At 60.9% G+C, this 10,719-nt stretch carries 11 protein-coding genes; 3 read left to right on the top strand and 8 right to left on the bottom strand.

Annotated elements, in window-relative coordinates; genetic code table 11:
* The first annotated feature begins 1 nt into the window (after position 1).
* On the top strand, positions 2–1,330 hold the full coding sequence (locus NAV33_RS14665; RefSeq protein WP_255981294.1) for a DUF58 domain-containing protein: 1,329 nt from the start codon (positions 2–4) through the stop codon (positions 1,328–1,330).
* A 71-nt stretch (positions 1,331–1,401) separates the two neighbouring features.
* Here NAV33_RS14665 and NAV33_RS14660 read toward each other — a convergent pair whose 3' ends face one another.
* Genes NAV33_RS14660 through NAV33_RS14650 form a run of 3 tightly spaced genes read right to left on the bottom strand, consistent with a single transcriptional unit; the run spans position 1,402 to position 2,731 of the window.
* Positions 1,402–1,836 carry a PilZ domain-containing protein gene (locus NAV33_RS14660; protein ID WP_255981291.1) on the bottom strand — a complete coding sequence of 145 codons (435 nt, stop codon included), beginning with the start codon at positions 1,834–1,836 and terminating at the stop codon, positions 1,402–1,404.
* Between the two features lie 50 nt (positions 1,837–1,886).
* A complete protein-coding gene (locus tag NAV33_RS14655; protein ID WP_255981289.1) occupies positions 1,887–2,315 on the bottom strand; it encodes a DUF4124 domain-containing protein in 429 nt (142 codons plus the stop codon).
* A gap of 38 nt (positions 2,316–2,353) precedes the next feature.
* Positions 2,354–2,731 (bottom strand): tetratricopeptide repeat protein, encoded by a 378-nt coding sequence (locus NAV33_RS14650; protein ID WP_255981287.1) that lies wholly within the window; start codon positions 2,729–2,731, stop codon positions 2,354–2,356.
* Positions 2,732–2,910: 179 nt separating this feature from the next.
* Between NAV33_RS14650 and pyk the strand changes: the two genes are divergently transcribed.
* Positions 2,911–4,365 carry a pyruvate kinase gene (pyk, locus tag NAV33_RS14645; protein WP_255981285.1) on the top strand — a complete coding sequence of 485 codons (1,455 nt, stop codon included), beginning with the start codon at positions 2,911–2,913 and terminating at the stop codon, positions 4,363–4,365.
* A 144-nt stretch (positions 4,366–4,509) separates the two neighbouring features.
* On the opposite strand, the gene NAV33_RS14640 is transcribed toward pyk, so the two are convergent.
* Positions 4,510–5,445, bottom strand: coding sequence for an iron-sulfur-binding ferredoxin reductase (locus NAV33_RS14640; RefSeq protein ID WP_255981283.1), 936 nt, complete (start codon positions 5,443–5,445; stop codon positions 4,510–4,512).
* Positions 5,438–6,568 carry a GGDEF domain-containing protein gene (locus tag NAV33_RS14635; protein ID WP_255981281.1) on the bottom strand — a complete coding sequence of 377 codons (1,131 nt, stop codon included), beginning with the start codon at positions 6,566–6,568 and terminating at the stop codon, positions 5,438–5,440. Before NAV33_RS14635 ends, NAV33_RS14640 begins: the two co-directional genes overlap by 8 nt.
* Before the next feature lie 364 nt (positions 6,569–6,932).
* Here NAV33_RS14635 and NAV33_RS14630 point away from each other — a divergent pair, with 364 nt between their 5' ends.
* Complete coding sequence (locus NAV33_RS14630; protein WP_255981279.1) at positions 6,933–8,456, top strand: fumarate hydratase; 1,524 nt, start codon at positions 6,933–6,935, stop codon at positions 8,454–8,456.
* 51 nt (positions 8,457–8,507) lie between these two features.
* Here the strand turns inward: NAV33_RS14630 and NAV33_RS14625 are convergent, their stop codons facing one another.
* The 3 genes from NAV33_RS14625 to NAV33_RS14615 all read right to left on the bottom strand — a co-directional run bounded on the left by NAV33_RS14625 (position 8,508) and on the right by NAV33_RS14615 (position 10,619).
* Positions 8,508–8,738, bottom strand: coding sequence for a VF530 family DNA-binding protein (locus tag NAV33_RS14625; protein WP_255981277.1), 231 nt, complete (start codon positions 8,736–8,738; stop codon positions 8,508–8,510).
* Between the two features lie 85 nt (positions 8,739–8,823).
* On the bottom strand, positions 8,824–9,405 hold the full coding sequence (locus tag NAV33_RS14620; RefSeq protein WP_255981275.1) for a DJ-1/PfpI family protein: 582 nt from the start codon (positions 9,403–9,405) through the stop codon (positions 8,824–8,826).
* Between the two features lie 53 nt (positions 9,406–9,458).
* Positions 9,459–10,619, bottom strand: coding sequence for a phospholipase D-like domain-containing protein (locus tag NAV33_RS14615; protein ID WP_255981638.1), 1,161 nt, complete (start codon positions 10,617–10,619; stop codon positions 9,459–9,461).
* Positions 10,620–10,719 lie beyond the last annotated feature (100 nt).

Genomic DNA, 10,719 nt, shown 5'->3' with positions numbered 1-10,719 from the left:
GATGAATCCATCACGACGGCTGATCTACGCGCTGGCTGCATTGCTCGGCCTTGCTCTGCCGCTGGGGATATCGTCGTCCCTGGATGCCGACCTGCCCGGAACAAACTTGGCTTGGTGGGGATTGCTGCTGTGCCTGGGCCTGCTGTCGGCATTCGACGCGCTGTCCTTGCACCGTCTGCCCTCACCCAGTCTGCGACGCAACCTGACCGGCAACCTGGCACTGGGCCGCTGGCATGAGGTGCAGCTTCAGGTTCGACATTCACTGACTCAGCCTTTGCGCCTGGAAATATTCGACCACGCTCCCACCGGAATGGAGCTCCAGAACCTGCCCCTATTCTTGATTCTCTTGCCTGGGCAACACTGCGACCTCAGCTACCGAGTGCGCCCGGAACGCCGCGGACATTTCCATTTCAGTCAATGTGAGATCCGCTTGTACAGTCCGTTTGGGCTATGGCGCGAGCGCCGCCTGCTGCGCCTGGAATCGCAGACTCGCGTTTACCCCGACTTCACTCGACTGCACGGCGCGCCGCTAATGGCTGTGGACAGCTGGCTAAGCCGCCTGGGCGTGCGACAGCAACCTCGCCGCGGATTGGGGCTGGATTTTCATCAGTTACGCGAGTTCCGCGAAGGCGACACCCTACGGCAGATCGACTGGAAGGCCACGGCGCGCAAGCGCATGCCCATCGCCCGTGAATACCAGGATGATCGCGATCAGCAGATCCTGCTGATGCTCGATTGCGGCCGGCGGATGCGCAGCCAGGATGGCACGCTCTCGCACTTCGACCATGCGCTCAACGCGAGCCTGCTGCTGGGTTATGTAGCCTTGCGCCAGGGCGATGCTCTGGGGCTCTACACATTTGCCACCGAACAACGCCGTTTCTTCGCACCGGCCAAGGGCCAGTTACAGTTGAACGCCCTGCTCAACGGCGTCTATGACCTGGCCAATACCCGGCAGCCGGCGGACTTTGCGCTGGCTGCGAGCAATGTCCTGGCGCTGCAGAAACGACGGGCGCTGGTAATCATCCTGAGTAACCTGCGCGACGAGGACGATGAAGACCTGCTCGGCGCGGTCAGCCGCCTTTCGCGCCGACATCGAGTTTTGGTGGTGAGCTTGCGCGAGCAGGTCCTCGATGGGCTGCGGCAGCAACCGGTCAGCAGCTTCCAGGATGCGCTGGCCTATTGCGGCACCCTGGACTATCTGAACGCGCGCAGCGGTCTGCATGAACGGCTGCTGGCTCATGGCGTGCCGGTACTCGATGCGCGGCCGCACGAACTTGGGCCGGCGTTAATCAGCCGCTATCTGGCCTGGAAAAAAGGTGGTGTGCTATAGCACGCAGGCTTCGCAGAGCGGCATGAAAGTGTGCTTGAGCGACGCGAGTGAAAATTTCGACATCACCCCTTTCAGGTTCCGAGGCAACGATCCTGATCGGCCGCCTTGCTGGTTGGCACATCCATGCGTGGCAGGCGAGCCGGTGGAATATGCAGCATGGGCCGAAAGCTGAAGTAATGATGCAACGCGTCGATCATGTCCCTGATCTCGCTGGGCGGCGAGAGCAGGACGAAGCCCGAATCGAAGCTGCCAGGCGTTACATCTTCGCGGGACCAGCGACAGGTCGCGCTGAAGTCAATATGCCGCAGCTGGCCGTGCTGGCCGGGTATCTTCAAGCGCATCTCGAAGCGCGCATCCGTCATCATCGGATACGGGCTGATAAGCATCAGACCCGACTCTGACAGATTGCCGATAAAGCCCAAGGGTTTATCAGTGAAACGATTGAATACATTGAGGTAATACGGCAACTGGTGCCGTTCAATGCTGCGTTGATTGAACATGTTCATCGGTTCCGGGCCTGCCGCCAAGTTTGGTCGCTGCCACCGTTACCGGCGACTCAGCTGCAGTTTTGACTGATACGACTGGCCAACTGCCGCCGCGCCGCCCCTATTTCTTCATCACTGTAGTAGACCCGCTCACCCTTTGCATCGGCACGAAAATAACGCCCACCCCGGGAAAGGCGCGACAGCTCCTCTTGCAACTGACGGCACTCCTGGTCGCGCTGCGCATGCCGCTCGCTGGCAGCCTGATCGGCTTCCTGCTGCTCTTGCCGGCGGGCCTCAAAAAACCGTTCGGTGCGTGCCTCACGCTCGCGGGTCGCCTCGTCTCGCTCGACGATTTGCGGCCTGACCTCAATCTGCTCGGCGCCGGGACGCGATTGCGCGTCGAAATGTACATTTCCCTGCGGATCGACCCAACGGTAAATCTCGGCGGTCACCAACGGCGAAGACAACAAGGCTACAAACATTATTGGTACAACGCGCATGGGTTCCTTCCCGGCCGGCCATCGATACCAGCTTCGCTTTAGGGTTTGGCGGCGTGGGTGACCACCCGCTCCTCCGGCTGATAGTGCCCCAACTGGCGCAACGTCTCCAGCCTGGCGCGACCGCGAAAGGCGTATTCGCTAGCCGGATAGCGCGTCTGAATGAAGCGATAAGTTTCTGCCGCATCAACGAAAAGACCCTGGCGCTCCAGGCACTGACCACGCAGCAGCGAGATTTCCGGCTGAACATTGTCACGCGGGCGGCTGCGGCGTTCGGCCTGGGAGAGCTCCAGCATCACCCTGTCGCAATCGCCGCTTTCGTAATGCTTGTAGGCATCGTCCAGATGCCGATCGAGTGCGTTTCTGCTGCTGCAGCCTACGCTGAGGGTGGCCAGGAAAAGAATGAACAGGGTGCGCATGGGTAAAATCCTCCGATGCTTGCTTATCGACCACGGCGAAAAAAACTGCAGCCCCGTTCAACGGCGAGCCGGACCCCATCTACCCGCGCGCAGCCCCGCCCAAAGAGTAGTGCACCCCAACGATGACTACAGCCACACGGCATAGTAGCCTCCCGACCATTCTGAAAAAGGAGCATTGAATGATCTCGCGCCGTACCAAAATCGTCGCCACCCTGGGCCCAGCCAGCAGCTCTCCGGAAGTGTTGGAAAAAATGATCGTGGCCGGACTCGATGTTGCGCGCCTGAACTTCTCCCACGGCGCCCCGGACGAACACCGCGCCCGAGCCCAGCTGGTACGGGACATCGCCGCGAAACATGGCCGTTTCGTCGCGCTGCTGGGCGATCTGCAAGGACCGAAGATCCGCATCGCCAAGTTCACCAACAAGCGCATCGAGCTGGCCGAAGGCGACAGCTTTCGCTTCTCCGTCACCCATCCACGCGATGCCGGCACCCAGGATGTGGTGGGTATCGATTACCCGGATCTGGTCAAAGACTGCAGCGTGGGTGATGAATTGCTGCTCGACGATGGCCGCGTGGTCATGCGCGTCGACAGCACGACTGCCGATGAGCTGCACTGCACCGTGCTGATCGGCGGCCCGCTGTCGGATAACAAGGGCATCAACCGTCGAGGAGGCGGCTTGACCGCACCGGCATTGACCGCCAAGGACAAGGCCGATATCAAGCTGGCCGCCGAGATGGATCTGGACTATCTCGCCGTTTCCTTCCCGCGCGATGCCGCCGACATGGAACTGGCCCGCCGCCTACGCGACGAAGCCGGCTCCAGCGCCTGGCTGATCGCCAAAATCGAGCGCGCTGAAGCGGTAGCCGATGATGAAGCGCTCGACGGCCTGATTCGTGCCAGCGACGGCGTAATGGTCGCTCGCGGTGACCTGGGTGTTGAAATTGGCGACGCCGAGCTGGTCGGTATTCAAAAAAAGATCATTCTCCATGCACGCCGCAACAATAAGGTGGTCATCACCGCGACCCAGATGATGGAGTCGATGATCCAGAATCCGATGCCGACCCGCGCCGAGGTGTCCGATGTAGCCAACGCCGTTCTGGACTACACCGATGCGGTCATGCTGTCGGCCGAAAGCGCCGCAGGCGAATACCCGGTGGAAGCGATCAAGGCCATGGCACGCGTCTGCGTCGGTGCCGAGAAACATCCGACCAGCATCAAGTCCGGCCACCGCCTCGGCCAGCGTTTCGAGCGCAGCGACGAGAGTACCGCGCTGGCGGCGATGTACACCGCCAACCATTTCCCTGGTGTGAAAGCAATCATCAGCCTGACCGAGAGCGGCTACACCACGTTGATCATGTCGCGCATCCGCTCCTCGGTACCGATCTTTGCCTTTACCCCGCACCGCGATGCCCAAGCCCGCGTGGCGCTGTTCCGCGGCGTGCAAACCGTTCCGTTCGACCCAGCCGCGCTGCCGGCGGACAAGGTCAGCCAGGCAGCAGTGGACGAACTGGTCAAGCGCAACATCGTGCAGCCGGGAGACTGGGTCATCCTGACCAAGGGCGACAGCTATCACGATTCGACTGGCGGCACCAACACCATGAAAATCCTGCGTGTCGGCGACTCGCTGAGCTGATATCGCGGCTGAACGGATTGCGGCAAAACCGGAAGGCATCGGCCAGCTTTGGCCCGATGCCTTCCAGGAGCCGCCACGCATTCAATACGAGTTGAACCCTGCCCTTCAGTAACATCCCTCATTCAGCGACTGCTGCATCAGCTGTCAGACCTTCCGCATGACGAAGGCATCGCTCAATACCTGTCCTCTTGGTATGCCTGCCAGGAACATTCGCTTGGCACAGTCTTCGACGAAGCCGCTCCCACCGCAGATCAACACCACCTCCTGACGCGACGTCGCGCGAAGGGACTGCAGGCGGCTCTGTGTCTGCTTCCCATCGATCAACTCGACACTCAGATTGCCGTGCAACCCAGCGAGCTCACCGAGCGGACCTCGCAAGTAGGACTCGTCCCGACAGAAGTGCAGCAGTCGAATCGGCCCGGTATGTCCTTGGCGCAAGGCTTCGCGCAATACGGCCCAGAGCGGCGCAAGCCCGGTCCCCGCAGCCAGCAACAATAGCGGACGTGTCTGCCAATCGGGCTCGTAGTGCAACGCGCCTTCGTTCAGTGGGCCGAGGCGCAAGCTGTCGCCAACAATCAACTCACGCGCCCCATCGCAGAACGCACCGGGCATACGGCAATCGAGGTGGAACTCGAGCCAAGGATCCTCGCCCGGAAGGCTCGCCAGAGAATAAGGTCGGGCAATGCCACTGGCGTTCCACAGCAACACATGTTGACCGGCGCGATAGCGCAACGGGCGCTCGGGCGTCAGCCGTAGCCGCAGGACTTGGTCACCGAGCCAGTCGAGCCCGTCGAGCCGCGCCGCCAATCCCTCTCGCGCCGGATCGAATGCCGCCACGCAAAGATCTTCGGCCACGCTGCACTGACAAGCCAGCCTCCAACCTTGCAGGCGCCGGCTGGCATCGAGTGCGTCGGGACGGGCGTCCAGCGGTTCGCCCTGCAGGCAGCGCACCAGGCACGCATGGCAGCTGCCTGCGCGGCAGCTATAGGGCACGTTCAGACCTGCAGCGTTGAGCGCATCGAGTAGATTGCTACCCTCGGTCACGTTCCAGGTTCGTGAGCCACAGGTAAGTTCAGGCATTGGCGGTCGTCCAGCTTGCCTCGCAGCGGTTGCGCCCATTGCCCTTGGCCCGATACAGCGCCTCGTCGGCCCGCTGCAAGGAATCGTCGAGCTCATCGCCGGCATTGATCAGCGTCAGCCCTACCGACAGACTGAGATGCCCCGCCTGCAGCTGGACGTCCAACGGCTGGGCAGTGGCGAAGGCTTCGCGCAGACGTTCGCAACAAGCACTGAATTGCTCGGCATCGGTGTGCGGCATCAGCAGCACGAATTCTTCGCCGCCATAACGGGCGAGGATATCGCCATCGCGCAGGCATGAGCGCGCCACTGACGCGAAGGCCTGCAACACCCGATCACCCGTTGCGTGCCCGTGAAGGTCATTGACCCGTTTGAAATGGTCCAGGTCGATCAGTGCGAGACCGGATTGATGCCCAGCACGCAAGCGGCTTAACTCCGCTTCGGCTCGACGAAGGAAATGCCGACGGTTATACAGTCCGGTCAGCTCGTCGGTGGATGCCAAATCTTCCAGTTGTCGCATCATCCCCCGCAGGGTTTCCTGGTGCGCCTGCAGGGCGAAACGGCGTTGCCGCATACGCTGGCGCAGCCTGTAGACGTAACCGACGAACAGGCACATCCAGATCAGCGTTACCAGCAGCACGCTGCCCTGCAACAGCGCAGCCTGCGGATCGTCCAGCCGATTCAGCTGTACATCGAGCAGTGACATGCCGACGAAGCTAAAAAGCGCCAGCAGGGCGTAGCGGATGAAGACTTTCGGCGGGAGGAATACCGCAAACATCAGCACCAGCACGTAAAGCACTAACAACGAGCCGCGATGATCACCGAAATGGAACAGGAAGAACGTCAGCCAGACCAGCGCAACCAGTACCTGAGGCTCCGTCAGGCTAGGGTCGCGAAAGCGCAGGTTGTGGCCTCGGTAGAAAATCCAGGAGAACACTAGCTGGCTGGCCAGGATCATCACCGAGCCGGCTACCGCCGTGTCGATCGATGCCTGATAGAAGCCGCCCGCAACGGTAACCCAGGTTAAAAGCAGAGCAAGGCCGTAAGTCCCGGCGGCCATGCCAAACCGCTTGGTTACCAGTTGCTGAAGCGCCTGCTGTTCGCTCTCGTCACGAAACGCGCGCATGGAATCCATCCCATAGTGGCAATTCGACACACTCTACGCCGGCCATTCGAAAAAGCCTACAAGCTGTACTGACAAGGCCAGGACGAAACGCCGACAGTCCCAATTGCGACCGTTCTGCCGCATTCAGTCGGCTCATGGTGCGCCGTTCACGAATACGCCACCGGCGGCTTGATCCGTAGCGCGGCGGACATCCGATAGCATCGCCATGCCTGTTTTGATGTGCATCCCTTCACCTTTGGTCCGTCTGTGTACCCTGCGTCACGGCGGGTTATACTGCCGCGCCTTTTTTACCCTGAGCTAACCTGAGCGCGTCGAATGCCTTACTCGACGCGCCTCGTCTCCGCCCGCCAAGAGGACGCGCTGCATGACCGTGATCAAGCAAGACGACCTGATACAAAGCGTTGCCGACGCTTTGCAGTTCATTTCCTATTACCACCCCGTCGACTTCATCCAGGCGATGCACGAGGCGTACCTGCGCGAAGAATCGCCTGCAGCGCGCGATTCCATGGCGCAGATTCTGATCAACTCGCGGATGTGTGCCACCGGCCATCGGCCAATCTGCCAAGATACCGGCATCGTCACCGTATTCGTGCGCGTGGGTATGGACGTGCGCTGGGACGGCGCCACCATGGGTCTGGACGATATGATCAACGAAGGCGTTCGCCGCGCCTATAACCTGCCGGAAAACGTTCTGCGTGCTTCGATCCTCGCCGACCCGGCTGGTTCCCGGAAGAACACCAAAGACAACACCCCAGCCGTCATCCACTATTCCATCGTCCCCGGCGACAAGGTGGAAGTAGACGTTGCAGCCAAGGGCGGCGGCTCGGAAAACAAGTCGAAGATGGCCATGCTTAACCCGTCCGACTCCATCGTCGATTGGGTATTGAAGACCGTGCCGACCATGGGCGCCGGCTGGTGCCCGCCGGGCATGCTCGGCATCGGCATCGGCGGCACCGCCGAAAAAGCCGCGGTAATGGCCAAGGAAGTGTTGATGGAATCCATCGACATTCATGAGCTCAAGGCCCGCGGCCCGCAGAGCCGCATCGAGGAGATGCGTCTGGAGTTGTTCGAGAAGGTCAACCAGCTGGGCATCGGCGCTCAAGGCCTGGGCGGTCTGACCACCGTGCTCGACGTCAAGATCATGGACTATCCGACCCACGCCGCTTCGCTGCCGGTGTGCATGATCCCCAACTGCGCCGCCACCCGTCACGCGCATTTCGTGTTGGACGGTTCCGGCCCTGCCGAACTCACTCCGCCGCCACTGGACGCCTACCCGGAGATCGTCTGGGAAGCCGGCCCGAGCGCACGCCGCGTCAATCTCGACACCATCACTCCGGAAGAAGTGCAGAGCTGGAAGCCGGGTGAAACCGTGCTGCTCAACGGCAAGATGCTCACCGGCCGCGACGCCGCGCACAAGCGCATGGTCGACATGCTGAACAAGGGCGAAGAGCTGCCGGTGGACCTGAAAGGTCGCTTCATCTATTACGTCGGCCCGGTCGATCCGGTCGGTGACGAAGTGGTAGGCCCGGCCGGTCCGACCACCGCCACCCGCATGGACAAGTTCACCCGCCAGATCCTCGAAAGCACTGGCCTACTGGGCATGATCGGCAAGTCCGAGCGCGGCCCGATCGCCATTGACGCGATCAAGGACAACAAGGCCGTGTATCTGATGGCCGTTGGCGGCGCCGCCTATCTAGTCGCCCAGGCGATCAAGAAGTCCAAGGTGCTGGCCTTTGCCGAACTGGGCATGGAAGCGATCTACGAGTTCGAAGTGAAGGACATGCCGGTCACCGTCGCGGTGGATACCAACGGCGAGTCGGTACACATCACCGGTCCGGCGATCTGGCAGAAGAAAATTGCAGAGAACCTCGCGGTAGAAGTGCAGTAACCGACGCACAGCAAAAAAGCCCGGCATTATCCGGGCTTTTTTTTTTGCGGCTCACTCTCGACGTGTCGAACGGCGCAACTGAACGAACAGCGCCTCGACTTTCGACCGTGCCCAAGGCGTCTTGCGCAGAAACGTCAGGCTCGACTTGATGCTGGGATCGCTCCTGAAGCAGCGAATATCGACCCGCTGCGCCAGCCCGTCCCAGCCGTACTGCGCCTGCAGCTCGACAAGTATGGCTTCGAGCGTCATTCCATGGAGCGGGTCTTTGGTGGGTTCTCGCACAGCGGACCTCTGAATCCGAAACACCGCCCAAGACGGCAGATAACAAAAGGCCCAGCGAGTGCCAGGCCTTCGTCCAGCCCGCATATTACAGCGTGATACGCGTACCGAGCAGCTCCAGAAATACCGCCAGCCAGGCGGAATGCGCCGGCCACGCCGGGGCGGTGACCAGGTTGCCCTGGGTATGCGCCTGATCGACCGGGATGTCGACGAACTCGCCGCCCGCCAGCTTCACCTCCGGTGCGCAGGCCGGATAAGCGCTGCAGGCGCGCCCTTTGAGCACATCGGCAGCGGCAAGCAGCTGCGCTCCATGGCAGACGGCCGCGATGGGCTTCTGCGCTTCGTTGAAGGCGCGCACCAGACTCAGCACCTTGTCGTTCAGCCGCAAATATTCCGGCGAACGTCCACCAGGCACCACTAGCGCGTCATAGCTTTCGGCGCGCACGGCGTCGAAATCGAAGTTCAGCGCAAAGTTGTGCCCAGGCTTCTCGCTATAGGTCTGATCGCCCTCGAAATCATGTATCGCGGTACGCACCGTATCGCCTGCTTTCTTACCTGGGCAGACGGCATGCACCGCGTGACCAACCATCTGCAGCGCCTGAAAGGGCACCATGGTTTCGTAATCTTCGACGTAGTCGCCAACCAGCATCAGAATCTTCTTCGCAGCCATCGAAACGTTCTCCAGTCAGGTGATTCATTTGCGGCTAGCTCAGCGAGAGCCGATCAACCGCTTCGGTTGAAAATATTGATCGTCAGCCGATCGAGCAGCCCCCACATGCGCTGATAGATGCGCTGGCGGAGCGGACGCGAGTGCCATTGCTGCAGATCGATTTCGAGACTACGGGAAAAATCATGCTCGAAGCTCTCTGCCACCGAGGCACTGAACTGCGTGTCGATCGCCTCGAGATTGGCTTCCAGGTTCCAGCGCAGATTCCAATGATCGAAATTGCACGAGCCGACGCTTACCCAGTCATCGACCAGCACCATTTTCAGGTGAACGAAGTGTGGCTGATATTCGTGAATTCGCACGCCAGCACGCAGCAATCGCGGGTAGTAACGTTGCCCCGCGTAACGAATTGATGGGTGGTCGGTATTTCGGCTGGTCAGCAACAATTGCACGTCAACACCGCGTCTCGCCGCGCGCATCAGCTCACGCCGAACGCGGCCAGTGGGCAGAAAGTAAGGTGTCGCCAGCCAAATCCGACGCTCCGCTCGCTGCAGGTTTCGCAACAGGCTGTGGAGAATGTCACGATGCTGACGCGCCGCTGAATAAGCGACCCGCCCCATCCCTTCTCCCGCCTGAGGGTTGGCCGGGATCTTCGGCAGCCGTTGCGGTAATGGCAGCTGCCAAATGCGGCGTTTCAAGCACAACGCCCATTGCGCGTCGAACAGGCGCCGCCAGTCCTCCATCAACGGGCCGGTAATTTCCACCATCGCCTCGTGCCAATGCTCTTGCGGCTTATCAGGATTCCAGAACTCGTCGGTCGCCCCCGCTCCGCCAACGAAGCAGCAGGCGTCGTCGATCAGAATCAGCTTGCGGTGGTCGCGGTGGAGATTGCGAAACTTCAGCCGCAGCTTCAACGGGTTGTACTGACGCAGATCAGCACCCGCATCGGACAATCGTTGACGTGCCTTCTGCCCCAGCTTCAGGCAACCGAAACCATCGAACAGACAGCGCACCCGCACACCACGCCCAGCTGCAGCCACCAGCGCATCGATCAGGCGATCGGCGCATAGACCGTCTTCCACCAGATAGAGCTCGACGTCCACCCGCCGCTCGGCCGCATCAATGCTCTGCAGAATGTGCGGAAAAAACTGAGGGCCGTCGATCAGCAACCGGAAGCGGTTGCCGTCTCGCCAGGGAAATACCTCCCCGGCGAGCATCACCATAGACGCCTCCAAGTGGGCGAAGCGGCGCTCTGCACGAGGATATCGATACAGCTGATAGACATTGGATTCCTTGTCCGTGTGAATACTCAGGGGT

Origin of the sequence: Stutzerimonas stutzeri, from assembly GCF_024448715.1 — a bacterium.
In the GTDB taxonomy this organism is placed as follows: Bacteria; Pseudomonadota; Gammaproteobacteria; order Pseudomonadales; family Pseudomonadaceae; genus Stutzerimonas; species Stutzerimonas stutzeri_AR.
The sequence above is the reverse complement of the archived record's forward strand: the minus strand, read 5'-3'. Positions and strand labels throughout refer to the sequence as shown.

Excerpts from the sequence above, each read along its gene's own strand:
- NAV33_RS14640 (WP_255981283.1), bottom strand. The coding sequence starts at position 5,445 with ATGCCTGAACTTACCTGTGGCTCACGAACCTGGAACGTGACCGAGGGT.
- NAV33_RS14620 (WP_255981275.1), bottom strand. The coding sequence starts at position 9,405 with ATGGCTGCGAAGAAGATTCTGATGCTGGTTGGCGACTACGTCGAAGAT.
- NAV33_RS14635 (WP_255981281.1), bottom strand. The coding sequence starts at position 6,568 with ATGCGCGCGTTTCGTGACGAGAGCGAACAGCAGGCGCTTCAGCAACTG.
- NAV33_RS14660 (WP_255981291.1), bottom strand. The coding sequence starts at position 1,836 with ATGAACATGTTCAATCAACGCAGCATTGAACGGCACCAGTTGCCGTAT.
- NAV33_RS14655 (WP_255981289.1), bottom strand. The coding sequence starts at position 2,315 with ATGCGCGTTGTACCAATAATGTTTGTAGCCTTGTTGTCTTCGCCGTTG.
- NAV33_RS14615 (WP_255981638.1), bottom strand. The coding sequence starts at position 10,619 with ATGCTCGCCGGGGAGGTATTTCCCTGGCGAGACGGCAACCGCTTCCGG.
- NAV33_RS14650 (WP_255981287.1), bottom strand. The coding sequence starts at position 2,731 with ATGCGCACCCTGTTCATTCTTTTCCTGGCCACCCTCAGCGTAGGCTGC.
- NAV33_RS14665 (WP_255981294.1), top strand. The coding sequence starts at position 2 with ATGAATCCATCACGACGGCTGATCTACGCGCTGGCTGCATTGCTCGGC.
- NAV33_RS14630 (WP_255981279.1), top strand. The coding sequence starts at position 6,933 with ATGACCGTGATCAAGCAAGACGACCTGATACAAAGCGTTGCCGACGCT.
- pyk (WP_255981285.1), top strand. The coding sequence starts at position 2,911 with ATGATCTCGCGCCGTACCAAAATCGTCGCCACCCTGGGCCCAGCCAGC.